Raw genomic sequence first — 26915 nt, 5'->3', positions numbered from 1 at the left:
CTTGTGCTGGGAAATGACAATGCTTAGGTGGCGATTTACTCTTGTTTGTTTTGTGGGGCGGCCGGAGCTTCGCCGAGTTCGCGGAGGTAGTCGGAGTTGAGGATCAGGCCGGTGCTGGCGGCGAGTTGTTCGAGGTTGTTAAGCACCTGAACATAGGAGCGTGAACGGGCGGCGGCGCTGATGGTGACGTCGCTTTGCACCTCGTTGAGGCGGGTGATGGTGGTGGTGCCGCCGAGGTATTCCTGGTAGACCAGGTCGCGGATGCGCGTGGCAGTGGCCAGGATATTCTCCTGCAACGCGTGCTGGCGGCGGCTGGAGTCCCAGGCGAGGACATTCTGGCGGATTTCGGCGTCGATTTCGAGCAGGAGGTCTTGTTTTGCCTGGGTGGCAGCGTCCAGCTCGGCGTAGGCGTAGCTGATGGCGGCGAGGGTCTTTTTGCCGTTGAAGAGATTCCACGTGAGATTGAGGCCGTAGCTGACATTGCGGTCGAGGTGCTCGTTGAAGCGCAGCGAGTCGTCTCTTTCAAAGCCGTAGTCGGCGAAGAAGCTGAGGCGGGGATACCAGCCGCTTCGGCCGGCTTGGATGGCGGCGCGGGCGAGGGCGATATTGTTGTCGGTGATGCGCAGGTCTGGGCGGCGGGCGAGGGCGAGGTCCAGCAGTTTGTGCAGCGAAAGCTGGTAGTGCAGGAGCTCGGCTGGCGGGGGGATGAGCTCGACCTTGGTCCAGATGTCGTCTTCGCTGACGGCCAGCAGTGACGCCAGAATGACCGTGGCTTGGCGCCAGGCGCGTTCGGCGGCGATGTAATCTACTTCGGCATTGCCGACCTGCAGTTCGAAGTTAAGCACTTCGCTGGGTGGGGCGACGCCGCCGGCGAGGCGTTTGCGGGCGTCTTCGAGGAGCACGCGGTTGAAGTCGGCGTCCTGCCGAGCGATTTCCATGCTGTCCTGGGCGAGCAGTGCGGCGTAGAAGGCGCTGGAGACGGCGTGGAGCAGCAGGCGTTGGACGTCGTGGTGGGTTTCGGTGCTCGAGTTCAGGCCGTACTTGGCGCTGAGGGTATTGAAGCGACGTTGGAAACCGTCAAAGAGTAGCCAGTCGCTGGCGAGGCCGGCGCGGTAGGTGCTGTTGTTGTCGTAGTCGCGGTTGGGCCTGGTGGCCTTGTCGCGGTTGCGCGTGGCGCTGGCGACGACATCGAGGGTCGGCCAGTAGGCGGCGTGGGCGATATCGACTTCGGCGACGGCGCGGTCGATGCGAGCCTTGGCTTGGGCGAGGGTCGGGCTGCGCTCCAGGGCGAGCTTTTTGGCCTCAGCGAGGGTCCAGCGGTAGGTCGCCGGGGGCTTGTCGCCCTGCTGTGCGGCGGCGGATGGCGCGGCGGTGGACTGCAGGGGAGAGGCCAGCGCCTGACTGTTGACGCCGGTTTGGGCCAGCAGACAGAGGCTACCAAGAAGGGCGAAAGCGAAGACGATGCTGCGGTTATTCATATGGATATGGGCCTTATGCCTGGGGTCGGGACGTTGTGGTTTCTTGTTTGGCCTTCATGTCGTCTACCGCGCGGTGGACGATGTCGAGGATGTAATTGGTCAGGAAGGTCTTGTCATGGTTGGCGCTGAGGCTGAAGCGGCCCTTGCCGTTGAAGAATCGCTGTTCGACCTGGGTCTGAATGGGCAGGAAGAGACAGAGACTGTGGTAGGTATAACGGATTAGGCTGATGTTGGCCTCCGTTGCGGCCGGGCCAAGCAGTGCCGAGAGCATGCTGGTCATGCGATCTTCGTAGCTTTTGATGAGCTTTTCGCGGTCGGGAATCTGCGGGATGAGATGGTGATTTTGGGTGTCCACCAGGTCGCGCATGTGCATCCAGTTGATCTGCGACATGGTGCTGTTGTAGGTGTTGTCCAACAAAATGTCAATGTGGATGCGCAGAGCTTGCCAGGGATCACGCTCAATGAAGTCCCAGCAGCGCTGCATGCTGTCCCGGCGGACCTGGCGGGCGTAGTCGCGCACGGCCTGGTAAAAGCCGGCCTTGTCGCCGAAATAGTAGTTGATGGCGGCAATGTTGCTGGCGGCTTCTTCACAGATCTCCCGGACGGTTGAGCCGTCGTAGCCCTTGCTGGCGAATACTTTCAAACCCGCCGCCAACAGACGCTCTTTGACATCGGGGGCTTTGTCCTCTTTGGCCATGAAACAGTCCTTTCCATCATCACGTGGGCCGGAATGGGCAGTAGAGCGCCCGGCCGGCAGTCAGCAGAGAAACGCAGGAGTGAAACAAATATTTTAAAACAAAAGTTTAAAATAGCTTTTTGAATGATTTTTTCGTGGGGCGGGTGTTTTTTTGTGGACGTATGGGACGTATGGGACGTATGGAACTGATCGGTCTGATCGGTCTGATCTTTGGTCTTTTGTCGCGGACGGATCGGACGGATCGGACGGATCGGACGGATCGTCGATTTGATCGGTCTGATCGGTCTGATCGGTCTGATCGGACGGATCGGACGGATCGGACGGATCGGTCTGATCGGTCTGATCGGTCTGATCGGTGGAGAAAAAAAGGGCTTGGTGTGAGGGCCAAGCGGGAAAGAGACAATATACTAAAGGACGGTTCTGTTCTTCCTTCTGGATTATGGCAAGAAACAGGGCTAGTTGGCCTGTCCGTCGGGTGCCGGATGCGGGTTAGTAATAAGCGGCTTGGGTTGTGTTTTTTTGGAGACCTTGATGTTTCCGTATTTGTCTGAGTATTTGCTTGAGATTTGGGGCCCCTTCCGGCTTTTCGGATCGTATTTGGTGTTGTTGAGCATGGGCGCTTTTGCGGGTGCTGTAGCCAACTGGCTGTTGCTGCCGCGCTTATGGCGTTATATGCCGCGAGATCAGGGCAAGCCCTTTGTGAAGAATTCCGAGGAGGCGAAGGGCAAGCCGACGGGTGCAGGCAGCATTGTGGTGGGCATTAGTCTGCTGCTGTGGATCTTTCTGATGCCTGGCACTTGGCGGATGTGGGGAATGGCCGTCTGCCTGTTTCTGGTCATGCTTACCGGTTTTGGCGATGATTGCAGCGAAAAGCCCTGGAGCGAAATGAAGAAGGGCCTGCTGGACTTCGTGATTTCCCTGGCGGCAGCGGCGATATACTGCCAGTGCGACAGCATGGTCATTTGGTTGCCGCTGATCAAGGGCAGCGCCGTCGGCGGCGGTTTTTTGGTGCCGGCGTGGCTGTACATTCCCGGAGCGGCGGCGTTGCTGTGGCTAAGCATCAACGCGGTCAATTGCAGCGACGGCGTGGACGGCTTGGCGGGCTCCCTGACCATGCTGGCCCTGTTCTCCATGGGCGCGTTTTTGTATGCGGTGACTGGTCATATTGACATCTCCAAGTACTTGCTTTTGCCGCATTACGCGGATGGTGCGCGCTGGGCAGTGCTGATCGCCTGCGTGGTGGGCAGTCTGGGCGGCTATCTCTGGCACAACGCCAAGCCCAGTTCGGTGCTCATGGGTGATGCCGGGTCCCGCTTCCTGGGCTTGCTGCTGGGCATGTCGGCCTTGGCGTCAGGCAACCCCGTCCTGGTGTTGGTGGCCGCGCCGATGCTCCTGATCAATGGCGGTACTGGCCTGGTCAAGCTGGTCATGCTGCGGACGCTCAAACGCCTGGGCTTCGATGTGCGGCAGCCCTTGCGCAATGTCGTCAATCCCCAGCGGGTGGAAAATTTTGCTTCGGACGACGACGTGAAGAAGCAGCTCGGGCTGGTTCGGCTGGCGCACCGGGTGCGTTTTCCGTTGCACGACCACTGCCGGAAGAACCGTAACTGGTCGGACACGCAGGTGCTGGTGCGTTTCATGCTGATTCAGGGCTTTTTGACGCCCCTCTTGATTCTCCTAATTGTGAAACTGCGATAAACGGTGCGCGTGCTGCGGCCCGGTCGCGCTGAAGAAAGAGTGATGACAATGGCAACTATGGACATCAGCCGACTGGTTCGCAGCGACTATGATCGCGTGGTGGCGGTGGAAACGGACTCGGCTGGCCGGGCGGTGCTGTTCCGCCGTGGCACGGACGACGTGGTGACCCGCGAAATCATGCCCTTTCAACCGTGGCTGCTGGTGTCGGGGCCGGAGCTGGCCCGAGCACTCAAGGACACGAGCGAAATAACGCCGCTGCGCGGCGACGGCATGCATCGCGTGCGGGTGTCCTTTCCGTCCTGGAGTGCCTATGAGGACGCGGTGAAGGATCTCAAGGATCTCACGGGCATGAATCCCAGTGCGCCGCTGGCGCCGTATCGGCTTTTTACTGACAAGGCGCAGCAGATCCTGACCATGCTGCCTGCCCGGCTGTTCCGCGGTATGGCCTTCCAGGATCTGCGCCGTATGCAGCTCGACATTGAGACGCGCACGGCCGATGGCTTTCATTTCCCCGACGCATTGCGCGCGAGCGACGAAGTGCTGCTGGTTTCACTCAAGGACAGCACGGGCTGGGAGTGCTGCCTGTCGGTGGCCCAGGCTGGTGAAGCCGCCATGCTCAAGCGCATGCTTGAGCTGATCCAGGAGCGCGACCCAGACGTCATTGAGGGCCACAATATCTTCAATTTCGACCTCGATTATCTGGACAAGCGCTGCAAGCGCCACAAGATCCCCTTTGTTCTCGGGCGCAGCCGGCGACCGACCTTTGCGCGCAGCTCGCGTTTTACGGCGGGTGAGCGCACGGCGACCTACAAGCGCTATGACATCTACGGGCGGCATGTGGTGGACACCTGGCACCTCGTGCAGCTGTACGACGTCGCCCATCGCGACATGGACGGACATGGCCTGAAGCCAGCCGCCAGGTACTTCGGCGTCGCCGCCGAAAACCGCACCTACGTCGCCGGCAATGACATCACGCGGATTTTCGAGGAAGACCCCGAAACGCTGATGAAGTACTGCATGGACGACGTCCGGGAGACCGACGCGCTCAGCCGCATCCTTTCTCCGAGCTATTTCTACCAAGCGCAGCTGGTGCCGTACAGCTATCAGAGCTGCATTACTCGCGGCAATGCCACGCGCATTGACGCCTTGCTCTGCGCCGAGTACATGCAGGCTAACGCCAGTTTGCCCATCCCGCAGCAAGCGCAGCCCCTGCAGGGCGCGCTGACGGAAGCGCAACACAGCGGCGTCTTTCAGAATGTCTGGCATGTTGACGTGCGCAGCTTGTATCCGTCCATCATTTTGGCGCGGGGCATGTGTCCGGCTGGGGACAGCGAGCGGGCTTTCGGGCGTATTCTCGGCGAGCTGCGCAATTTCCGCCTCGCAGCGAAGGACGCCATGCGCGAGGCTAGTGGCCACGAGAAGGAAAACTACAGCGCTCTGCAGGGCAGTTTCAAGATTTTGATCAATTCGTTTTATGGCTACACGGCCTTTTCGCAGGGCACCTTCAACGACTACGTCATGGCCAATGCCATCACGCGCGAGGGCCGGGAAATCCTCGGCAGCATGCGCGATTTCCTGCAGGACGCCGGTGCGATCATCGTAGAAATGGATACCGACGGCATTTACTTCACGCCGCCGCCTGGGATGACCGATCAGGCTGAAATGGAACGGCGGGTGCAGGCCATCCTGCCGCCGGGCATTGAGGTCGAACTTGATGCGTCCTATCAGGCCATGTATGGCTACAAGAGCAAGAATTACGCCCTGCTGGATTGGGATGGCCGGGTGAGTGTGACCGGCGCCGCCCTCAAATCCCGCGGCTTGGAGCCCTTCCAACGCCGCTACATGATGGAGCACCTCACTATGCTGCTGACGGGGCGCGAGGCGGAATTGCCGGCGCTCTATGAACGTTTCGAAACAGACATCCGTGAGCATCGCCTGCCGTTGAAGGACTTCGCCAAGCGCGAAATTCTGTCCATGGCGCCGCGCCTATACGCCGAAAAACTTGCAGCGAAAGCCACCAAGCGCAGCGCCGCCTACGAACTGGCGCTGCAGGCCAAAAAGGAATACCTGCAGGGCGACTCCGTCGAATTCTATGTCACCGGCGACAAAAAGAACGTGTCCGTCGTCGGTAATGCCCGGCTTCTCGAAGAGGCCGACGAGCAGCAACGGGACGAAAATATCCCCTATTATCTGGATAAACTGGCGCAGCTGAAGGCGAAATTCGCCGAAGGCTGAGCCCTTTGGGAACTGGCCGCTATGGTCATGCACGACAAAGAACAGAAAGAAGGAACATAGTCATGTCACAGCAAATTGAGTATCAGAAGCGCGTAGCGGTCCGCCACGATGTCGACGTCTTTATCGCGGGCGGTGGTCCGGCTGGCGTGGCGGCGGCGCTGGTTGCGGCGCGGCAGGGGCGCAAGGTCTTTTTGGCCGAGGGCCATTCCTGCTTGGGTGGCATGGGCACCGCCGGGCTGGTGCCGGTGTTCATGATGTTCGGCGATGGCGTCAACTTTCTCGCCGATGGCATTGGTCGTGAGGTCCGCGAAGAGCTGAGCAAGGAGAAGGGGCCGAATTTTCCTGGCGGCGACAACAGCATTCCGGCGGAGCTGCTGAAGCGGGTCTATGACCGGCTGTTGCTGGCGGCGGGTGTCGAGTTCAGTTTTCACACCCAGGTCGTGGATGTGCTTCACGATGGTGGCGTGGTACAAGCCGCGATCTGCAATGCCAAGAGCGGCTTTTTCGCGGTCAAGGCGAAAGTCTTCATTGACTGCACGGGTGACGGCGACTTGGCAGCCTGGGCTGGTGCGCCTTACGAGAAGGGCGACACGGACGGTAGCATGATGCCCGGTACCCTCTGCAGCGTCTGGACGGATATTGACGTGGATCGTTTCCGCGACTCCGGCGTGCGGGTGCAGGAAACGCTGATGAAGGTCTTTGCCGAAGACAAGCTCTTCACCGTCAACGATCCCCATCACCCGGGCATGTTCCGCGTCGGCGAGCACATCATGGGCGGCAATATCGGCCATGCTTTTGGCGTGGATGCCACTGACGAACGCTCGCTGACCAAATTCCTCATTGAAGGCCGGCAGCGCCTGCCTGAATTCGAGGCCTTCTACAAGAAGTACATTCCCGGCTACGAGAAGATGGTGCTGGTGCAGACCGGGTCGCTGCTGGGCATCCGCGAGAGCCGGCGTGTGCAGGGCGACTACGTCCTCAATGTGGACGATTTTATTGCCCGTGCGGTTTTTGCTGACGAAATCGGGCGCTACTGCTACCCGGTGGACATCCATCCGTCCAAGCCCGACACCACGAAGTACGCCGAGTTTGAAGAAGAGTTCCGCAAGACCCTGCGCTACGGCAAGGGCGAGAGTTACGGCATTCCCTATCGCTGCCTAACACCGCGTGGCATGGACAACTTGCTGGTCGCCGGCCGCTGCATCAGCAGTGACCGCAAGATCCAGGGATCCATCCGGGTAATGCCAGGCTGTTACATCACGGGCCAGGCCGCTGGCATGGCCGCGGCCATCGCCATCGAACAGCAGACGACCACGCGCGGCTTCGCGGTCGCCGAACTGCAGCGGCGCCTGCTTGGCATGGGCGCATTCCTGCCCAACGCCGCAGGCTGACGTACGCGGCAGCATGGCGGTAGCGGCAGCTGACGTGCCGGCCGCCAGCGGCGCGGCATTATCCCGGCGACATCCAATCACCCATTCAGACGAGGAGAAGACGAGATGATAACGACGACCCGTAGTCTGCTGAGTCTTTGTAGTGCCGTGGCGTTGGCGACGATCGCCGGCGCGGCTGAATACGTGGTATCGCCGCTGGGCGATGACGCGGCAGCGGGCAGTGTCGCTGCGCCGTGGCGCAGCGTTGGCCACGCTGCCACGGTGATGCAGCCCGGTGACCGCTGCCTGATTCGTGGCGGGACCTACCGCGAGGCCGTGGTGATCAAGGATGTCGCCGGTACGGCTGAGAAGCCTCTGAGCTTTGCGGCCTGGCCGGGCGAAACGCCGGTCTTCAGCGGTTGCGACGCGGTGACGGGCTGGCAGAGGGTACAGGGCGATATTTGGAAAGCGCGCTGCGACTGGTCGTTGGGCGAATTCAATCAGCTGTTGCTTAATGGCCAGCCCGGCGTGGAAGCGCGTTGGCCCAACAAGAGCAATGACGACTTGCTGGATTGGGAAGGCCAGACCTTCCAGGCCTGCAAGCAGGAAGACGCCCTTGTATGTCCCGAACTACCTGACCGTCCCGACGGCTACTGGCAGGGCGCGGTACTGTGGGTGATGGGCGGGGCCAAGTGGACATCGTGGAGCGTCGTCGTCGAAAACTACGACGCGGCCACCAAGACGCTGTCTTTTCCCAATGCCGGCAAGGCCACCCGGGGCGGTTGGCGCTTCATGGGCCTGACGCGCCCGCAGGGCGGCTATTTCTACCTCAAGGGCGGCAAGGGCGAGATTGACGCGCCTGGCGAGTGGTTCTACGACGACGGGGAGAAGGCGCTGTATCTGCAGGTGCCGGCAGGCGCCGACGCCAATGCGCTAGCCATTGAGTTCCAGCGTCGCCGCAGTGGACTGACATTGGAACGCTGTCGGCACGTCCTTATCAGCGGCATTGAGGTAGTGGCGGCGACTGTCAATGTCCTGGGCAGCGAAGATTGCGTGCTCAAGGGGCTCCGGGTGTTGCATCAGGGCAATCTGCGTGGCGGCGACACCAGCTATGGGCTGGGAGCGAAAGTGGGCAGCCAACTCAGTGGCTCGCGCAATGTCCTGCGGGACAGCGAAATAGCGTATTGCGCGGGCGATGGCGTGTCGGTGTCGGGTACCCGTAACAGTATCATCAACTGCTGGATCCATCACACGGACTACACGGGTAGCTACGACACGCCCATTCGTCTTGCCGGCCAGGAGCACCTAGTGAGCCATTGCAGTCTGCATGACACCGGTCGGGATTGCATGCTGCCAGGCGGGCAGGCCAACATCATCCAGTACAACGATATCCACCGCATGGGACGGATATGCCACGATCTCGGTGCTACCTACGTCTGCGCATCGGACGGCGGTGGCACGGAATTCCGCTACAACTGGTGTCACGACAACGCCGCCCACGGCACGCGCATGGGCATCTACCTGGATAACTTCACCAGCAACTATTTTGTGTACCGCAATGTCGTGTGGAATATCAACGGCTGCGACATCCGTTTGAACCGACCGGGGCAGAACAACCACGTGATCAACAACAGCATGCTGGGCAAGGCCGGCAATTGGGGCCGCTGGGCCAGCGACTGGCTGTACCACTGCTCGTACATCAACAACGCCGTGGTCGGCAAGATAGCCGATCACTACAACGCGATCTTCGTCGCCAACCGCTATGACATTCCCAAAGAGCAGCTGGGCATTGACACCTTCATGGGCTTCCATGCCGGGCAGGGCGCGGGGCTCGTGGTGCCGGGGATCACGGGCGACAAGCCCGGCGTCGGGGCCTATGAGCCGGGCGATACCTGGCGTGCCGGTCACGACTTTGCCAATCCGCCGAATCCAGAATACCGCTTGGCGGACACGCCCCTGCGCAATCTGGTCGCGCACGGCTCGTTCCAGTGGAGCCGTTACCACGGCAAGCTCGGCCCATGGGAGCTGACGGGCGCCAAGACCGCCAAGATTATCTGGGGGCCGGGCGGTATTACCGAAAGTTACACGACTCGCGACACCATCGTTGGCGCCGGCATGGAGCTTGCCGGCGACGAGCCCAGCGGCGTCGAACAGGCGCTGCCGGCGCTGCGGCCCAATCAGGACTACGAATACATCACTTGGCTCAAACTCGTTGACGGTGCCAAGCTGAACATCGCCCTCTACGAAGACGGCAAGCTCATTGCCCAGGCTGACGAGGCCCGCGCTGATGGCGTGTGGCGGCAGCTGTTCCTGCGCTATCGCAGCCCGGACGCTCCCGGCGCGCACCGCATCGCCATCACCAAGAGCGGTGCTGGCAAGGCCTTTGTGGACGACGTGAGCTTCGCCGGCATCGTCAAGGGCATGGAGCCGCGCCGGCCGGGGCTGGTGCCAGTGGCGGCGACGCCGCCAAAGCGCCCGCCGTTGCCCCGGCGCACGACGCCCCTGTTGGTGAAGTCGCTGCCCCAAGGCTTCCCGGCCGCAGCCGAGCTGGTGCAGGAGAACCAGGATCGCAGCAAGGCCGATGGCGCCCCCGCGCGGGCCTGGTTGGCGCATCACGATGGCGTCCTGCGCGTGAAAATCGACGTGCCCTTGACCAAGGCGCCGCAGTTGGACGGTCCGAGTCAATGGACCAAGACCGACGGCGTCGAACTCTGTTTTGCGGACGCTGACAACAACGCGCAGCACCCGACCTTCGTTCTTCATGGCTTTCCCGACGGCGGCTGCGAAAGTTCTACTGAGGCCGGCGCGCCGGAAGCCGCGTCGACAAAGCTCGCCGCGGCGGTGTCTTTCCGCGCCACAGTGAATGACCAAGGCTGGACTGCGGAATGGACGGTACCGCTGGCAGCCGTGGCCATTCCGACCGCCGCCGGCACGGACATTCGTTTCAATATCGGCGTGTTCCGGCGCGAGAAGCGCCAGTGGCTGCAGTGGGCCGGCACCGGCGCGCAGACCTGGCGCGTGGAGCAGGCCGGGACTATCCGCCTGGAATAAACCGTCTTCATTGTTATTACTGCGCCGGCGCCACCCCGGGCCGGCGCGTTCGTTTGTGTCGCAGTGAGTAGGGAGTGAGTCAATGCTTGATGAAAAGAACCTGATTTGGATTGATCTGGAGATGACGGGGTTGCGCCCCGAGCGCGATCGCATCATTGAGATCGCCACGCTGATCACGGATAACGACCTGAACGTCGTTGCCGAGGGCCCCGTCCTGGCCGTGCGCCAGCCGGAAGAGGTGCTGGCGGCGATGGACGAGTGGAATCAGACCCACCACAGCCAGTCGGGGCTGCTGGAACGGGTGCGCCAGAGCGGCGTCAGCGAAGCCGAGGCCGAGGCGCAGACGCTGGCTTTTGTCAGCCAGTACGTCCCTGCGGGCAAGAGCCCCATCTGTGGGAACAGCATTGGGCAGGACCGGCGCTTTCTCTACCAGTACATGCCGATGCTTGAGGCCTATTTCCACTACCGGAATCTCGATGTCAGCACCCTCAAGATCCTCGCAGAACGCTGGGCACCGCAAATCATGGGCGGCTTCAGCAAGCAGGAAAAACACCGCGCGCTGGACGATATCCGCGAGTCCATCGCCGAACTGCGCTACTACCGCCGCGAACTCCTGCGCTGAACATTGCCGCTGTCGGCGTTGCGCCACACTACGATATCCACAAACGAAGAGCCACCGGTGGCGCAGAAGCGTGCCGGTGGCTCTTCGTGGTATCACAGCCGCCATAACGCCAAGTGAGGTTGAGCCTGGCGCTGGCGCTGTGGGAGTGGGGCAGGGGGTAATCAGACGGCCATGAGTTCGGCTTCCTTGACTTCGAGCAGCTTGTTGACCTGCTCAATCATTTTGTCGGTGAGTTTCTGGACGTCGTCAGTCATGACTTTCTGATCGTCTTCGGTGATTTCAGAGGCCTTCTGGGCCTTCTTGATGGCTTCGTTGGCATCGCGGCGAGCATTGCGGATTTCGATGCGGCATTCTTCTGCGCGTTTTTTGACGAGCTTGGTCATGTCCTTGCGGCGTTCTTCGCTCAGTTCGGGTATGGGCAGGCGGATAATGCGGCCGTCGCTGACAGGGCTGATGCCGAGTTCGGAGCCCTGAATGGCCTTTTCAATGCTCTTGACTGCGCCCTGATCCCACGGCTGAATGACTAGCATGCGCGGCTCCGGCGCGGTGATGCTGGCGATGTCTTTCAAGCGGGTCTGGGTGCCATAGTACTCGACGATGATGCCCTCGGCCAGAGCCGGTGAGGCTTTGCCTGTGCGCACGGTGCCGAAGGCCTTCTGCATGATGTCCAACGCCTGCTGCATGGTGGCCTTGGTGTCTTCGACAATGCTGGTGATGGCCGGGGTGGCGTTGCTGGCCGGTTTGCTTTTAGCCATAGCGGATGTCCTCCAGGTTGGTGGTTGGTGAATGACAGCTCTAGCAGGACTCAGTCGTCCACGCTGACGAGTGTGGCGGCGCTGAAATTGCCGCGCATAATATCGTTCAAAACGCCCTCTTCGCCAAATTTAAACACGACAATTGGCAGGCGGTTGTCTTGGCAGAGCGAGAATGCGGTGGCGTCCATGACCTGCAGGCGCTTGGCCAGTACGGTTTGGAAGCTGACGCGTTCGTAGCGGGTGGCCGTGGGGTCTTTCATGGGGTCGGCGGAGTAGACGCCGTTGACTTTTGTGCCCTTGAAAACGGCATCGGCGTGGATTTCGCAGGCGCGCAGGGCGGCGCAAGTATCGGTAGTGAAGTAGGGATGGCCGGTGCCGGCGGCGAAGAGGACGACGACGCCCGCGTTGAGCAGCTGGTCCGCCCGGCGCTGGTCGAAGGGATCAAGCACGCCGGTGATGGCCATGGCGGATTGCACTTCGGCGCGGACGCCGATGCCCTCAAGGGCGTCGCGCATGGCCAGGGCGTTCATGCAGGTGGCGAGCATGCCGATGTTGTCGGCGCAGGAGCGGTCCATGCCCTGGCGACTGCCGGCCTGGCCGCGGAAGAGATTGCCGGCGCCGATGATGATGGCGACCTGGCTGCCGGAGGCGACGGCCTCCTTGATGCGGCTGGCGGCGGCCATGGTGGCAGTGCTGTCAATACCGAAACCGGATGGGCCCTTGAGCATTTCGCCACTGAGTTTGAGCAGAATACGCCGGAAGTGCGGTTGGGATGTCATTGTCTCTCTCCATGCTGTGATGCGTTGCGCTGAGGCGGGCGGACGGCCGCACGAAAACATTAACTACTATCGGCCGCGTGCGTCCTTGCGGGCGGTCTTGGCCTGATGCGGGCAAAAATAAGGGCAATTGCTGAGCTGTCAATGCTCGTGCAATTGCCCTGAGAGGCATGAGTCAGCCAGTTGTCAGACCGGCTGTGGCTGTTGCCGGTAATGACAGCGTGGTCAGATTTCCTCGCCGACCTGCCAACGAACCATGCGCTTCACGGTGAGTTTCGGCGCGACCTTCTCGAGGGAGGTCTTCTGGTCGTTGATCCAGGGCTGCTTGGTCAGGCAGACTTCGCTGTACCACTTGTTGATCTTGCCGTTGACGATGTTCTCAATCATGTTGGCGGGCTTGCCGGCCAACTGGGCGGCGGCAATCTCGCGTTCTTTGGCGACGATGTCCGCGGGGACATCCGCCGGCACGATGTAGCGGGGCGAGAAGGCCGTGACGTGCATGCAGATGCTGGAGAGCAATTCGTCGTCGCATTCGCCTTCGACATCGACCATCACGCCGTAGGCAACGCCGGTGTGCAGATAGCTGCCGATTTTGCCGTTGCTGACCCAGCGGACCGCGCGGCGCAGATGCATGTTCTCGCCAATCTTGGCAATGAGTTCCTTGAGTTCGTTCTGCATGGTGGTGGCCAACTTCTCGGAAATATCGCCGTTGTCGGCGAACTCATTGATGACCTTTTCGGCGACGCCGGCGCCGAAGGCCTTGAAGGCATCGGTTTTGGCGACGAAGTCGGTTTCGCAGAGGAGCTCAATAATGGTGCCGACGTTGCCTTTGACCAGTGACACGAAGATGCCCTGGGTGGCGCTGCGGCCGGCCTTCTTCTCGGCTTTCGCCATGCCGGTCTTGCGCAGGTGCTCAATGGCGCCTTCCATGTCGCCGTCGCAGGCGACAAGGGCTTTTTTGCAATCCATCATGCCAACGCCGGTTTTCTGGCGCAGCTCATTGACTTGTGATGCGGAAATGTTGGCCATTGGAAAACTCCTTCATATGCTGTGCTGTAGGTCGTGGACGGCCCGTGCGGCTCATTGTGCGGCACGGGCAGGGCGGCATGGGGTTCCGCCTCAGGCCTTGTCGGCGCTATCCTCGTCATCATCGCCTTCCTTGGCGACCGGTGCGGCCTCTTTGGTGGCCTTGTTCTCGCGTTTTTTGTTGCTCACGCTGAGACCATCGGCGACGGCGGTGGCAATGGCGTCCATAATGACCTTGATGGAGCGCAGTGCGTCGTCGTTGCCGGGGATGACGTATTCGACTTGGTCGGGATTGCAGCTGGAGTCGACGAGGGCGACGACGGGAATGCCGAGCTTGGCGGCTTCCTGCACGGCAATGTGCTCGCGGTCGACGTCAATGACGACGACGGCGTTGGGCAGGCCCTTCATGTTGGCGATGCCGCCAAGGGCGGTCTGCAGCTTGCCCAGTTCGCGGCGCAGGCCGGCGACTTCCTTCTTGGGCAGGCTGTCCAGGCTGCCGTCGGCATCCTGTGTTTGCAGTTTTTTCATATAGCTGACGCGGCTGAGAACGACTTTCTGGTTGGTGAGGGTGCCACCCAGCCAGCGGTCACACATAAAGGGCATGTTGAGGTTTTCAGCGATTTCACGGACGCATTCCTGTGCCTGGCGTTTGGCACCCACGAAAAGGATCTGGCCGCCCTGGGCAGCGATGTCGTGTAGGTAATCGCAAGCCGCTGACAGCTGCTTCATGGTGATGGTCAGGTCAAAAATGGTGATGCCATTGCGAGTACCGTAGATGTACGGCTTCATCTTGGGATTCCAGCGCTTGGTTTTGTGACCGAAATGCACGCCGGCTTCCAACAGATCAGTGATGTTAATGTTTGCCACGGAACCAGATCCTTTCTTGTGTTACCTGACGCTTTACCCACCAGCCGCCGCCTATACGGGCTGTTCCCCAGCTGGATTCGAAACGTCATGCCGTTGAGTGTTCGCGCCACGGCCCGGGAACGGGTGCTTGCCTGACCAATGCAGGCGTTGCAACGCGAAAAAGCTCCATACTATATCGTTTTTCCTCTCCTACGCAACCACGTAGAAGGAAAAAAGCCGGGCGTTTGTAATTGGTCAGTGTACACCCCGGCGCTTCGCTGGGACAATTTGCAGGAAACCCACGGCCCGCCGCCGCCCAGCCATTCGACCTTGATTTCCGCCGACCTTTGCGGCAGCGTGTTTCATAGGAGTGATGGAAAAAAGCCGCATATAGGGGACGCACGGGATCGTGGGGACTCCTTTGCGGCACTGAATGGCTTTTTCGGACCGATCGGACCGATCGGACGGATCAATCAGACGGATCCGTCCGATCCGTCCGATCAAGGTGGGCTCCCAGGCGCGTCGCTAGAAGGGGTTCCGCCGGTCTCAGGCGTCTCCTGGGACCGGCGGTTATCAATCACGGAACGATTACGGCGCTCTTTTACTGGCGGATGTGTTTGCGCCGTTTAGAAGGTCAGGACGGTTTGGAAACGCGCCCAGAGACTCTTATGGCCATTGTGGTGGTAGTCGCCGGGATCGAAATGGGCGATTTCAGTGGCGAAGCTGAGGTGTTTGTTTACCGTGTAGTAGGCGAAGGCGAAAAGCCTCATGCCGATGTTGTCGCCGTCATTGGTAGGATCGTGGGTGGCGAGGGTGGACTTGGTGGTGTCGGCCTGATAGAAGGCGGCGCCAATTTGCACCTTGAGGTCCTCAATGGGGAAGAAGATAAGCTCGCTGGAGGCCATGTGCATATTGCTCCAGAAGCCGTTGTATTGGATTGCCAGGAGGTCATCACCCCAGAGCGGCGCGGCGCTCATGAGCGGGAACCAGCCTTCGTTTTTGCCGCTGTCATTGCGGTCGCCGCTGAGGAACATGTATTCCAGCCCGATGGCGGGTTTCATCGGCGTGTCTTTGGGGGCACTGAGGGTAATGCGGGCGTCGAACATGAAGCCCTGATTGTCCTCGCCGAGATTGTTGTAACCACCCTGTTTGGCCATTTCCACGCTGTAGCCGAGTTGCGGCATGGCTTGGCCGAACAGGCGGGTGCCGATGGTGTGCAGGCTCAGGTTGCTGTCCGTCGGCCAGCTGTTAATGGCTTGCGTCGGATAGTCATCGTCCACATCGTTGTACATGTAGTACAGGTCGAGATTCAGTTTCGGATCGTGGCTGTAGGTGTAATAGGCGCCGGCCGTGAAAATGTCGCCAATCGCCAGACGGCGGTTCTGATCATTGATGAAGACCGAGTGGTCCTTCCAGGAATCGTAGAAAGAAAATAGCGTGACCTTGTGCTTCTCATGCGTGTAGCGGTAGGTGATGCCGTCGTGATAGACCGTGCGCCCCTGGTCAAATGGCGTGCCCTCGGAGAGAATCATGCCGTAACCAAACCCCAAATCCTGCCGGCCGATCTTCAAGCAGCTGTTGTCACCAAGAATGTCAATCAACTCAATATTGGCCATGTCAAGCACGACTTCATCCGGAAACTCCCAGTGCGCGGCGCCGTTTTCATTGTCGCCTGGACGACTGGACGTGAAATGCATCCGGTTCGTTAAACGCAAATTCAACTTGACATGCGGATCAAGCAATTCAAGACTGCCCCACACGCGCGGCCGAACTCGTAAATACTGAATGTCGGGGCCGTCGTCATGGACATTTGGCCGCGGAACATTGCGATCAATGATCTCCCAGCGCAGGCGCACATCGCCGCCAAGACTCAACTTCAGACCGTCGTCCAGGTCGTACACCCGATCTGCCAAAACCGGCAGGGATAGGACCAGGGCAGCCGCCACAGTCAACACGTTGCGAATAGGTAAAATCACGGTGTAAATCCTCTTCTGGTTGCGTTCTCACCCACAGTTGCTTCTTGCACCAATACCCGCCGCCCTCTGTTCCAATGAAGCGAAACGGCGATACAATACCGCCATGCTGGCCGCATGCAAGTGCGTGGCTTGGGAAAAAGGTGTGGGTTCGCATGCTGTTTGTCATATCCTGTCATCTCTTTACGTATTCTTTCCTTGCTATTTCTTGTTTGTCAAGTAGATTATAAAACATTTTTAAGGGATAAAGTGGCCGTGGCGTTCTGCCTGTGAGGGGTGATGCGCCGAGAAAATGAAGTAGTAGAGGAGCGTATGGCGCAGACAACGACTGGTGAAAGAATGGCTGATAGTGTGAAGATGGCGGGGAATCCCGCCGAACTAATCATTGATGTGCCGGATGCCTTTGCGGAGGACCCGGCTTTGGCGACGACAGCGAAGGCCGCGTCAGCGGTTGAGGTTGCAGCGAGTGCAGTTGTTTTGGATGAAAGCGAGGCCCTGGTGGCGATTGACGAAAAAGATGAGAAGACGATGTCTGAACCGACTGCGTCTGCCGATGTTGTGAGCGAAACTGATGCTGAGCTTGCGTCTGCCGGGACTGTGGTTGTGCAAAGTGGCGAGGCCGTTGCGGCCGGAGCCGTCGTGGACGAAGACGCTGCCACCGGCGAAGAGGTGGCGGTTGCGGCTGTTCCCGAGGACGGTTTTGCGCGTTTTGGTTTTTGTGACGAGCTGATGCGCGGCGTTCGCGAAGCGGGTTTCAGCGTGGCGACGCCGATTCAGGCGAAGGCCATTCCCGAGTTGCTTGCCGGTCGTGACTTGATTGGCCAGGCGTTGACGGGCACGGGCAAAACGGCGGCTTTTGGTTTGCCGGCGATGGAGAAGATCCGCGGCCAGAAGGGCCTGCAGCTGCTGGTGCTGGTGCCGACCCGCGAGCTGGCCGCTCAGGTCAGTTCGGAATTGTATCGTCTAGGACGCTATACGGGCGTCAAGACCGCGGCTTTCACAGGTGGTCAATCCTACACCCGGCAGGAGCAGATGCTGGCGCAAGGCATCAATATGCTGGTGGCGACGCCCGGACGCTTGATTGATCTGCTTGAATCGGGGCATTTTAAGGGCGTCAATCCCCAGTTCGTCGTGGTGGATGAAGCCGACGAAATGCTCGACATGGGCTTTTTGGATGACGTCAAGAAGATTTTCGAAGCGTTCCCGGGGCCGCGGCAGACCATGCTGTTCTCCGCGACCATGCCGCGACCGGTGGTGAATCTGGCGCAGACCGTCTTAATTAATCCAGTCAATATCACCATGGGGGTGAATGAAACTGCGAACAACGACATTGAGCAGCTGTTCTGCGTGATTGAAGACAGCGAGCGCGTCAATGCCATCATCCGTCTGATTGATGCGGAAAATGTGCGCAAGGCAATCATCTTCTGTCGGACACGCGAGGAAACCGACTCGCTGAATATCGTCCTCGGTGGACGTGGTTTCAGTGTGAACTGCCTCCATGGCGACATGGAACAGGCGGCTCGCAACCGGGTCATGATGGCGTTTCGCCGCAGCGAAATTGACATCCTGGTGGCGACGGATGTCGCCGCCCGCGGCTTGGACGTGGACGACGTTACGCACGTGTTCAACTTCCATATGCCCTTTGATTCCCGTGGCTACGTGCACCGCATCGGCCGGACCGGCCGCGCCGGTCGCGCCGGCACGGCGATTACCCTGGTTACCCCCCGGGAGATGCGACAGCTGGAGGCGATCCGGACGAATGTCGGCGCGCAGCTGGAAAACCGCCTGATTCCAACGCGGACCGAAGTCACCTCCCGCCGCCTCAAGACGATTTTCCGCGATCTGCTGGAGGAAGAACTGGATGTGGATATTCTCAACCAGGTCCAAACCCTGAGCACCAACCAGGACCTGTTGGTTCTGCTGGCGAAACTGCTCAGCCGGCAGCTGGCCGGTGGCGGTGATCTCGGCCCGGAGCATATCGGCATTGCGGGGCAGCGCCTGGACAGAATCTTGGCCCCTCAGCCTCGCGAACAACGCGGTGGCCGCAGCGGCCGTTACGGCGGCTCCCCACGCCGACCGGACAACCGCACTGGCAGGTTCCACCCGCGAGATGCCGAACGCTTCGCCGCTGGCGGCGAACGCAGTGGTGGGCGCCGCGATGGCGCTATGCGGCCAGCGTCGGCTCACGAGCAGGCACCGCGTCCGCAAGCCGCTGACCACGGCGCCGCCCCGCAGCGGGAGGACAGGGCGCCTGCCGGCACCACTCGCCCCCCACAACGCCCGAAGCTTCCGGCTGAATATTGGCCGCCCAAGAAACGCGACCACGCCACAGAAGGGCACGTTGATCATGCCGCCCATGGCGCCGCCCCACGACGCCCTGATAGCGCCGGCAAGGACGCCCACAAACCGGAAAATGCCAGCGATAAGAGCAAGAAACCCGCTCACAAACGCCTGATGGACGACCTGCCACCGGCGCCCCTGCCGGCCATCAAGAAGTGGTATCTGCGCAAATAAGACGCTGGACTAAGCGCTGGGTACGTGTCGTGGTGGCGTACTCAGCCTTCGAAGCTCTGCTTGAGGTAGCGGCGATAGACATTTTTGCGCAGGAAGCGCCCGAGGCGCAGATACCACGGTGGTGAACCCAGACGCTGGGTTTGTGGTCCGCTGAGCATCTCCGGATGGAATTTGGCGATTATTTTCGCCATGGCGAAGAGATCGGTTCGCCGGAAGAAGGGGAAGAGGGCCTGCTCCACGCAGGAGCAACCTGGGTTGCGGCAGACAGCGGTGGCGAAATCGATTAGGCAGGGCTCCCCATCGTGGGTGACCATGACGTTGGTGCTGCGGAAATCGCCATGGGCAAAGCCACGGCGATGCAGTTCTGTGATGATGTCGTTCAGTTTACTGAAGAACTCCTGCGGCGGCTGTCTGTCTGTACGCCAAGTGGTGTTCAAGGGCACGGCATCGGTCAGGAATTCCATGGCCAGCGTGTCCTTGTCAGGCAGAGCGACGGGCTGCGGCACGCGTACGATCCCCAGGTCGCGAAGAAATGCGAGCTTGTGGTACTCGTTGCGCAAGCAGCGACGGGCGAAGAGCCAGCGAATAAACAGGGGCCGTTGGCGGTAGCTCTTGACCAGTAACGACGTGGCACCGGGCTGTTCCGCGCGGTAGACATCGGCGTCGCCGATGGAGCGCGCAGCCTTGATCATGACCGCGTTGGCTAGCAGCCTTGCTTTGTCAAGGCCCGCAACGGCATGTGCGTCTGGGGGGTGATGGCTGTCGTTGCCGGCTGGTGTTGTCATGGCTGAGGGCAGGGGACAATGCCCGGGCTTGGGCGCTTCGCTGAATAAAATTGGGCGAGTGCGGCAATAGTGCTGGCGGTCCCGCCCACTTCCCTCGTCAAGCCGTGTTAATTTGCCGCCCGGGGGTAAAAAAACAAGGTGCACTGAGCATAAATAGACTTATATTAGTAATCGGTCAGTGTACACCCCGGCGCTTCGCTGGGACAATTTGCAGGAAACCCACGGCCAGTCGCCGCCCAGCCATCCGACCTTGATTTCCGCCGACCTTTGCGGCAGCGTGTTTCATAGGAGTCATTGATAACCAATACTGTGGTGCCTCTACGAGGCACTGTCTGTTGGCAGGCTGCGTCCCCAGGCTAAAGCCTGGGGTTAAGCATGGTTAAGCGCCTACGGCGCAAAAACATGGATAGTGAATGATGGTAGTTTTCGGCCCGAACCTGACAAAGCAAGTCGTCAGGTCGGCCAAGTTCGGCCCGGAGGGCCGTACTATGCATAGCCCCGGGTGAGGCGCCCGGAGGGCGCCGCAACCCGGGGTATGACAATAACATAGAATTGCGCCCGGAGGGCGCCACATTGGCTAGCATGTCCAATCTCACCGCGCCGGAGAGGGGAATGTCGTGCATCCGATATCAATCACTGACCGATTACTTATATTAGGCGTTTCGCCCATTTACATAGTCCGCTCCAACTGTCCCGCCACTGGTGGACCTGGTCGAGCCGGCGTGTTAGGCGCCGACAATCAGGAAACGTTAAGGCTTACAGGCGCTGCTGGCTGCCCTCATACTGGCAAGGGCAGGGCAAGGGCCGAGCACGACAGCCAGGGAACGCGACCATTTACTGAACTCCGCTACCAGCGCGGCTACCGCGTCAATGCTATGACTGAACACGACCAATCATGATACAATTTACCCAAGTAAGCAAGGCCTTCGGAACCCAGCAGGTTATTCAAGAAGCGACCTTTACCATCCATCCCGGCGAACGCGTGGGCGTGGTCGGTCCCAACGGCGCCGGCAAAAGTACGCTTTTCGAGATGCTTTCCGGCAACGTGGTTCCGGACAAGGGCGATGTGAGCTATCCGTCCAGCCTGCGCTTGGGCTACGTACATCAGCAGGTCCATGACGTCCCCGCCGGCATCTCGCTGATCAACTACACTGAGAACGCCTTGCCGGAGCTGAATGTGATGCACGACGAGATGTCGCGCCTCGAACACGCATTGACCGGAGCGACCGGTGACGAACAGACGCGCATTCTCAACCGCCTGGGGAATCTGCAGACCGAATTCGAGCATCTCGGCGGCTACGAACTGCGCAACCGCGCCGAGGCGACGCTGTCAGGCCTGGGCTTCGCGGTGTCCCGCTTTGACGACCCCTTCGCGTCCTTCAGCGGCGGCTGGAAGATCCGCTCCGAGCTGGCGCGCATCCTAGTGTCGCGCCCCGACGTGCTGCTGCTGGACGAGCCGACAAACTATCTTGACGTCCCGGCCGTGGAATGGCTGCGGGACTACCTGAAGAACTACCCGGGCACGCTGCTGCTGATTTCCCACGACCGCTATCTGCTTAATTCGCTGACCTCGGTGACGCTGGAAGTCATGGGTGGGCGGGTGACGCGCTACCCGGGCAACTATGCGCAGTACGTCCAGGATCGCGAATCGCGACACGACCAGCTCATTGCTCAAAAACGCAACCTCGACCGGCGCAAGGAACAGCTCGAACGCTTCGTGGATCGTTTCAAGGCCAAGGCCACCAAGGCCGCCCAGGCGCAGAGCCGCCAGAAGATGCTTGATAAGCTGGAAGATGTGGATATTCCGCAGATCACGGTGAAGCCGCCGCGCATTATCCTGCCGTTGCCGCCGCGCTCCGGCCAGGAAGTCGTGCGCCTGGAAAATGCCTGTTATTCCTACGATGGCAAGACCAAGGTGCTCGATAATGTCGATTTGCACCTGGACCGTGGCGAGAAGGCGGCCTTTGTCGGCCTCAATGGCATGGGCAAGACGACGCTGTTGCGGCTCATCGCCGGTCAAATGCCCCTAGGCAGCGGCAAACTGGTCATCGGCCACAATGTCACCATCGGCTATCAGTCGCAGGATTACGCGGAAACCATGGATCCGCAGCGGACAGTGTACGAGACGGTCCGGGCCGTCTCCGCCGATCGCAGCGAAGGCGAACTGCGCAGCATGCTCGGCGGCTTCGGCTTCCCAGGCGACGCCATTGAAAAGCAGGTGCAGGTCCTCAGCGGCGGCGAAAAAGTGCGGCTGGCGCTGGCCAGGCTGCTCCTGCGTCCCAATAACTTCCTCCTTCTTGACGAGCCGACCACGCACTTGGACATCTATGCCCGCGAGGCTCTCGAAGACGCCTTGCGTAATTACCAGGGCACGCTGTGCCTCGTCAGCCACGACATCACTTTCGTGCGCAATCTGGCGACCACCATCTTCGCCCTCACGCCCGGCGCCGTCACCCGTTTCTTCGGCAACTACGATTACTACCGCCAGAAACTCGCTGAACAAGACGCCGCCGAAAAACAGCAGGCCGCCGTCGCCGCGGCCGCGGCCGCGCAGGCTAAGACTGCCACGCTGGCAAAGGCGGTCAACAGCGGCGCTACCAGCGTCGCCGACCCGGCGCTCGCTGCCGCGCCGACCCTGAATCGCCGCGACCGTAAACGCGAAGAGGCGCAAGTCCGCGCCTTCTTCAGCAAGGACCGCCGTCGCTGGGAAGAGGCCGTCGCCCTCCAGGAAGGCACTATCACGGCCCTCGAAGAAGAACAGAACGGTCTCTATGAAACCCTCGCCAAAGCCGAGCCCGGGACCGACTTCGAAGCCCTCAATAAACGCCTGACCGACATCAAACGCGAAATGGATAACGCCGCCTGGGCTTGGGAAGAAGCCAGTCGTGCGCTCGATAATGTCCTCCAACGTCAGGACGAACGACTCGCCGCCCTCGGCAATAAGGACTGACAACGCTACCGCCAACAAAGGACAAACGGGACCGGATTACCAAAGCGGACATGGCCGGCTAGCAGCCCAGGCGAAGGAAGACGCCAGGCGCTGGCGGCCTGAAACCATGCCGCCTGAACCGATTTTCTGTCCGGTAGCCGGACAAGCCCGGAGGAGGGATACCATGATTCAGCTGAACGATGAACAGCAAGCCGCCCTCGACCTGATGCTGGCCGGACGCAACATTTTCCTGACCGGCGAGGCTGGCACCGGCAAATCGACTATTCTGCGGGAATTCCGCCAGCAGTGCGGGCGGGACTGCGTCTTTTTGGCGCCGACGGGCGTTGCGGCCATCAACATCAATGGCACCACCCTGCATAGTTTCTTTCTTCTGAAGCCGGGGCTGCTGACGCCAGACAACTTGGGACGCATCGGCAGCCCCCGGCGCAAGGCGCTGCTGCGCGGCGTCAAGACCATTGTCGTTGACGAGGTCTCCATGTTGCGTAGCGATGTCTTTGCCGCCATTGACAGCCGCCTGCGCTCAGTCGCCCAGGGCAACGACAGCCTCAAGCCCTTCGGCGGGAAGCAAATGATCCTGGTCGGCGATTTCTTCCAGCTGCCGCCGGTCATCAAGAATGAGACGGAACGCGATTACCTCCAGTCCTGCCTCGGCGGCGCTTACGCCTTTCAGACGCAGCTGTGGCGACAAGCGGATTTCCAAAATATCTGCTTGCACACGGCCCATCGTCAGCAAGACGATCGGCTGTTTCTGGACCTGCTCAACAACATTCGCCACGGCCGCCCCAGCGAGCCTGATATCGTCGTTGATGGCGCCAACGAGCCGCAGAGTGCTTTGGCGATTCTCAACCGTTGCTGCGTGGGCAACAATCGCCTGCCAGGCGCGCCCATTTGTCTCTGCACGACCAATCGCGAAGCCGCGACCATCAACAGCGCCATGAAAGCGCGTCTCGCGGGCAATAGCTCGCTGTTCAAGGCCGTGGTCACCGGCAGATTCAACGAGTCCGATTTTCCGACTGAAGCGCTGCTAGATCTCAAACCCGGCGCACGAGTGATGGTGCTGTGCAATAAACACCTGCCTGACGGCGAGTTCGAATACGTCAATGGCGATGTCGGCGTGATCATGGCAATCAGCCAGCTTGACAGCCCGGCGGTCACGGTCAAGCTCGATAAAGGCGTGACGGTGACCGTCGGCCTCAATACGTGGTCGAACTACGAATATGTCATTGATGCTGACCATGCGGGTGGCCAGCGCCGCATCCGCCAGCGCGAAATAGGCACTTTTGTGCAGATTCCACTGAAACTCGCCTACGCTGTGACCATCCATAAGGCGCAGGGACTGAGCCTGGATTGCGTCGATTTGCGCCTCGGCGCCGGCTGTTTTGCCCACGGTCAGCTCTATACGGCCTTGTCACGCTGCCGACGGCTGCAAACGCTGCGCGTTGACCGGCCAATCATGCCCGATGACCTCATTCTTGACCACGCTGTCATTGATTTCTACGCGTCGTTGGGCAAAACCGCGGCAGGTACCCACAACGTGACCATGGCGATTCCGCCCGAACACGAAGAGGCTGTCCGCGCTTTTCTGGCTCAACTGCAGGCAGACGGCACGGGGACAGCGGCAATAGCCAAAACGGACGCGGCACCCAGCGCGGTCCACGCCAGACATCGTCTGTAAGCCGCGCTATCCGCAGATGCTTTTGACCACTAGTTGGCGCCTCGCCTGCGCCGACAAGCGCGCGGGTAGGTTTTTCACCGCCGCGAAGCGACTATCTCGAAGTAGCGCAGGGGAAGCTACATGCCTGGGAAATCAAGTTGCGGACAAATAGCAAGGCCCGTGTTCCACACTCTTTTCTGAAGGCCTATCCGAGCGCCGTAACCAATATTCTCACACCAGATAATTTTGATCAATTTCTCCTGGATTGACCGCCTTGGCCGCCCCCCCCCCCGTTAAAATTTGCCACGGCAAATGTGCAGAAGGCGTCAACCATAAGGCATCTTCAGGAGGTATAGTGTCACCGGTGATTGCTTCTCACCCTGCCTAGCGCGACACGCTGATGTTGTCCAGCAGGGATTGCAGCGCAGCGCATTGATCGACATTGCCTGAAGATATCTTTTGCAGCTACGGAGAGCTTCATCCTGAATGCCTTCAGGGAGGTCATAAGCTACTGTCATCCTGAGGGTGCCTTGCCATGCTGCCCGCAGTCGGCTCTGCAGGCCGGACCCACGAACAACACTGAGCGCAATGTCCATTGTCCACACCCATCCCGCTTGGAGGATTTCGATGAATGTCTATCTGAAAGATTACTTGTCTTGCGGCAATCCCACGCTGGCAATGAACCAGGCACTCCACGCGTGTCAGGCGGGGGACACCTTGTATCTGGGCGGCGGCCGTATCGATTTTCACCAGGAACATGCCGCTCGTCGTGACTGGTATTACCCTTTCTATGGGCAAGAACAGAAGTACACCATTATCTCAATTGAAAACAAGAAAGATCTGACCATCGACGGCGAAGGGGCGGACCTCATCTTCCACGGCGATGTTGCCCCGATCTCGATAGAGAACAGCGAGGGAGTCGTCCTCCGCAATTTCTCCGTTGACTATGAGTATCCACTCTACGCTCAGGCGCTCATCAGTGCAGTCGGGGATGACTGGTTCGAGATCACCTTCGATCAGAAAGAGTTCTTCTGCCGGATCAGCGACAATAATTTTGTTTTCTACAGCGAGGCCGACGGCTGGGAAAACATCGTGAGCGCCCCGTTGGTCACGGAATTTTCACCCGATGGCGCCCCCACGCAAAAAAATCCCTACTTCGCCTGCCTCAATGAACCGGACAAGAACAGCTTCCTTTACAGGATGATGTGCCAGCTCGAACCGGAACAGATCAACGAGAAGACCATTCGCCTGAAAGGAAGTGTAGGCCGACTCCCCCACACCGCCGGCAACTATTGGGTCTGCGCCCACGCCAGCCGCAAAAATAGCGGCATCTTCCTTTGGCATTCAACCGACGTTCAATTGCGCAATATCGATCTGTACAACACCACTGCAATGGGCATTGTGGGGATTGGCGTGAACAATCTCATCATCGATGACGTGAACTCCGTCGTGCGCAACGGCTCCGGGCGTATGCTTGCGGTGAAAGACGATGCGGTTCACCTCGTGAATTGCAGTGGCACAGTTGAGATAGCCAACTGCACGTTCATGAACATGATCGACGATGCCGTGAATGTGCATGGCGTGTATGCCGTCGTTGAGCGGAAAATCGATGCCCGCACGCTCCTGGTGAGATTTGACTATCCCGCGAAGAAGGCCCTGCGGTTCTATCACCCGGGGGACACCATCCTCTTGATCAACCGTCAGACCCTGGTGCCGATCGCTGCCAACATGCTCACGCACGTAACGCAAGCCGATCAACATCACCTCAAACTGGAGTTTGCAGAAGGGTTGCCGGAGGGTGTTGAGGATGTCCTGCTCGAAGACCGCTCACGGATGCCGTTTCTGCATATTCACGACTGTGTAACCGGCAACAACCGCCCACGCGGATTTCTGATTGCCACGCCAAGGGCGATTGTGGAAAATTGCACGTTCTTCAATATGTCGAGCGCTATTGTGCTAACTGGGGAAACAATCAACTACTTCGAAAGCGGTCCGGTTCGCGAACTGCTCATCCGCAACAACAGGTTTCACAATAGCGCGTATACAGGCGGCCCCGTCATCTCTAACAAGACGACTATTGGGACCTACGCGGGAAAAGGCTTTCACAGCGGTATCACCATCATCAATAATGACTTCAGACTCAACGGAAAACGCTTCATCCGACTTCAGTACTGCGATGATGTCGTTTTCAAAAACAACACCTACACCCAGGATGCGTCACTGCCTTACCACGGCGAGATCGGGGATGAAGGCGGCGCCTTCACTGACTGTATTAACGTCGAATGGGAAGCCCCAAAGACGCCAAGCATGGTGTCCCCCGAAAATTGAACCAGGCCAAGCGCGTCGTCGCATGAGGCTAGCAGGCGGAGCCAAGCGCGCCCCGGTATCCCTGGCCGCGAAGCGGCAAGCGCCCCCCAGTATCCCTGGCCGCGAAGCGGCAGAAGCGCTGAAAGCGCGAAACATACCAGCCCAGGGCAAGCACGCT

The 26915-nt window shown here is 59.9% G+C and carries 17 protein-coding genes; 9 read left to right on the top strand and 8 right to left on the bottom strand.

Annotated elements, in window-relative coordinates:
• Positions 1 to 35 precede the first annotated feature (35 nt).
• Together J3R75_RS19615 and J3R75_RS19610 are read right to left on the bottom strand one after the other, a co-directional pair.
• Complete coding sequence (locus J3R75_RS19615; RefSeq protein WP_307265404.1) at positions 36 to 1478, bottom strand: TolC family protein; 1443 nt, start codon at positions 1476 to 1478, stop codon at positions 36 to 38.
• Positions 1479 to 1491: 13 nt separating this feature from the next.
• Positions 1492 to 2175: a TetR/AcrR family transcriptional regulator gene (locus tag J3R75_RS19610; protein WP_307265399.1), complete on the bottom strand. Its 684-nt coding sequence runs from the start codon at positions 2173 to 2175 to the stop codon at positions 1492 to 1494.
• A gap of 531 nt (positions 2176 to 2706) precedes the next feature.
• On the opposite strand from J3R75_RS19610, the gene J3R75_RS19605 reads away from it, so the two are divergent.
• The 5 genes from J3R75_RS19605 to orn all read left to right on the top strand — a co-directional run bounded on the left by J3R75_RS19605 (position 2707) and on the right by orn (position 11151).
• The gene (locus J3R75_RS19605; protein ID WP_307265396.1) at positions 2707 to 3873 is read left to right on the top strand and encodes an MraY family glycosyltransferase; all 1167 of its coding nucleotides are present in this window, start codon (positions 2707 to 2709) and stop codon (positions 3871 to 3873) included.
• Between the two features lie 48 nt (positions 3874 to 3921).
• Positions 3922 to 6108 (top strand): DNA polymerase domain-containing protein, encoded by a 2187-nt coding sequence (locus J3R75_RS19600; RefSeq protein ID WP_307265393.1) that lies wholly within the window; start codon positions 3922 to 3924, stop codon positions 6106 to 6108.
• Positions 6109 to 6170: 62 nt separating this feature from the next.
• Complete coding sequence (locus J3R75_RS19595) at positions 6171 to 7499, top strand: FAD-dependent oxidoreductase (RefSeq protein WP_307265390.1); 1329 nt, start codon at positions 6171 to 6173, stop codon at positions 7497 to 7499.
• Between the two features lie 105 nt (positions 7500 to 7604).
• A complete protein-coding gene (locus J3R75_RS19590; RefSeq protein WP_307265388.1) occupies positions 7605 to 10529 on the top strand; it encodes a right-handed parallel beta-helix repeat-containing protein in 2925 nt (974 codons plus the stop codon).
• Positions 10530 to 10611: 82 nt separating this feature from the next.
• Entirely contained in the window at positions 10612 to 11151 is a 540-nt protein-coding gene (gene orn, locus J3R75_RS19585; RefSeq protein WP_307265386.1) for an oligoribonuclease, read from the top strand.
• Positions 11152 to 11312: 161 nt separating this feature from the next.
• Here orn and frr read toward each other — a convergent pair whose 3' ends face one another.
• From frr to J3R75_RS19560, 5 genes are all read right to left on the bottom strand, one after another.
• On the bottom strand, positions 11313 to 11867 hold the full coding sequence (gene frr / locus J3R75_RS19580) for a ribosome recycling factor (RefSeq protein ID WP_370882413.1): 555 nt from the start codon (positions 11865 to 11867) through the stop codon (positions 11313 to 11315).
• A gap of 89 nt (positions 11868 to 11956) precedes the next feature.
• The gene (gene pyrH / locus J3R75_RS19575; RefSeq protein ID WP_307265380.1) at positions 11957 to 12685 is read right to left on the bottom strand and encodes a UMP kinase; all 729 of its coding nucleotides are present in this window, start codon (positions 12683 to 12685) and stop codon (positions 11957 to 11959) included.
• A 222-nt stretch (positions 12686 to 12907) separates the two neighbouring features.
• Positions 12908 to 13711 (bottom strand): translation elongation factor Ts, encoded by an 804-nt coding sequence (tsf, locus tag J3R75_RS19570; protein WP_307265378.1) that lies wholly within the window; start codon positions 13709 to 13711, stop codon positions 12908 to 12910.
• A gap of 90 nt (positions 13712 to 13801) precedes the next feature.
• A complete protein-coding gene (gene rpsB, locus J3R75_RS19565; protein WP_307265375.1) occupies positions 13802 to 14575 on the bottom strand; it encodes a 30S ribosomal protein S2 in 774 nt (257 codons plus the stop codon).
• 605 nt (positions 14576 to 15180) lie between these two features.
• Positions 15181 to 16530 carry an alginate export family protein gene (locus J3R75_RS19560; RefSeq protein ID WP_307265371.1) on the bottom strand — a complete coding sequence of 450 codons (1350 nt, stop codon included), beginning with the start codon at positions 16528 to 16530 and terminating at the stop codon, positions 15181 to 15183.
• A gap of 336 nt (positions 16531 to 16866) precedes the next feature.
• Between J3R75_RS19560 and J3R75_RS19555 the strand changes: the two genes are divergently transcribed.
• Complete coding sequence (locus tag J3R75_RS19555) at positions 16867 to 19041, top strand: DEAD/DEAH box helicase (RefSeq protein ID WP_307265368.1); 2175 nt, start codon at positions 16867 to 16869, stop codon at positions 19039 to 19041.
• 41 nt (positions 19042 to 19082) lie between these two features.
• Here J3R75_RS19555 and J3R75_RS19550 read toward each other — a convergent pair whose 3' ends face one another.
• Positions 19083 to 19733: an RIO1 family regulatory kinase/ATPase domain-containing protein gene (locus J3R75_RS19550; protein ID WP_307265365.1), complete on the bottom strand. Its 651-nt coding sequence runs from the start codon at positions 19731 to 19733 to the stop codon at positions 19083 to 19085.
• 988 nt (positions 19734 to 20721) lie between these two features.
• Between J3R75_RS19550 and J3R75_RS19545 the strand changes: the two genes are divergently transcribed.
• From J3R75_RS19545 to J3R75_RS19535, 3 genes are all read left to right on the top strand, one after another.
• A complete protein-coding gene (locus tag J3R75_RS19545; protein WP_307265361.1) occupies positions 20722 to 22776 on the top strand; it encodes an ABC-F family ATP-binding cassette domain-containing protein in 2055 nt (684 codons plus the stop codon).
• A 163-nt stretch (positions 22777 to 22939) separates the two neighbouring features.
• On the top strand, positions 22940 to 24451 hold the full coding sequence (locus J3R75_RS19540) for an ATP-dependent DNA helicase (protein WP_307265359.1): 1512 nt from the start codon (positions 22940 to 22942) through the stop codon (positions 24449 to 24451).
• A 606-nt stretch (positions 24452 to 25057) separates the two neighbouring features.
• Positions 25058 to 26758: a right-handed parallel beta-helix repeat-containing protein gene (locus J3R75_RS19535; protein WP_307265357.1), complete on the top strand. Its 1701-nt coding sequence runs from the start codon at positions 25058 to 25060 to the stop codon at positions 26756 to 26758.
• The last annotated feature ends 157 nt before the right edge of the window (positions 26759 to 26915 follow it).

The sequence above is a fragment of the Oligosphaera ethanolica genome, assembly GCF_030814695.1.
Lineage (GTDB): Bacteria > Verrucomicrobiota > Lentisphaeria > Oligosphaerales > Oligosphaeraceae > Oligosphaera > Oligosphaera ethanolica.
The sequence above is the reverse complement of the archived record's forward strand: the minus strand, read 5'-3'. Positions and strand labels throughout refer to the sequence as shown.

Bases quoted from the DNA above. Each gene is read 5' to 3' on its own strand.
- J3R75_RS19615 (WP_307265404.1), bottom strand. From the start codon at position 1,478: ATGAATAACCGCAGCATCGTCTTCGCTTTCGCCCTTCTTGGTAGCCTC.
- J3R75_RS19610 (WP_307265399.1), bottom strand. From the start codon at position 2,175: ATGGCCAAAGAGGACAAAGCCCCCGATGTCAAAGAGCGTCTGTTGGCG.
- J3R75_RS19605 (WP_307265396.1), top strand. From the start codon at position 2,707: ATGTTTCCGTATTTGTCTGAGTATTTGCTTGAGATTTGGGGCCCCTTC.
- J3R75_RS19600 (WP_307265393.1), top strand. From the start codon at position 3,922: ATGGCAACTATGGACATCAGCCGACTGGTTCGCAGCGACTATGATCGC.
- J3R75_RS19595 (WP_307265390.1), top strand. From the start codon at position 6,171: ATGTCACAGCAAATTGAGTATCAGAAGCGCGTAGCGGTCCGCCACGAT.
- J3R75_RS19590 (WP_307265388.1), top strand. From the start codon at position 7,605: ATGATAACGACGACCCGTAGTCTGCTGAGTCTTTGTAGTGCCGTGGCG.
- orn (WP_307265386.1), top strand. From the start codon at position 10,612: ATGCTTGATGAAAAGAACCTGATTTGGATTGATCTGGAGATGACGGGG.
- pyrH (WP_307265380.1), bottom strand. From the start codon at position 12,685: ATGACATCCCAACCGCACTTCCGGCGTATTCTGCTCAAACTCAGTGGC.
- tsf (WP_307265378.1), bottom strand. From the start codon at position 13,711: ATGGCCAACATTTCCGCATCACAAGTCAATGAGCTGCGCCAGAAAACC.
- J3R75_RS19555 (WP_307265368.1), top strand. From the start codon at position 16,867: ATGGCTGATAGTGTGAAGATGGCGGGGAATCCCGCCGAACTAATCATT.
- J3R75_RS19550 (WP_307265365.1), bottom strand. From the start codon at position 19,733: ATGATCAAGGCTGCGCGCTCCATCGGCGACGCCGATGTCTACCGCGCG.
- J3R75_RS19545 (WP_307265361.1), top strand. From the start codon at position 20,722: ATGATACAATTTACCCAAGTAAGCAAGGCCTTCGGAACCCAGCAGGTT.
- J3R75_RS19540 (WP_307265359.1), top strand. From the start codon at position 22,940: ATGATTCAGCTGAACGATGAACAGCAAGCCGCCCTCGACCTGATGCTG.
- J3R75_RS19535 (WP_307265357.1), top strand. From the start codon at position 25,058: ATGAATGTCTATCTGAAAGATTACTTGTCTTGCGGCAATCCCACGCTG.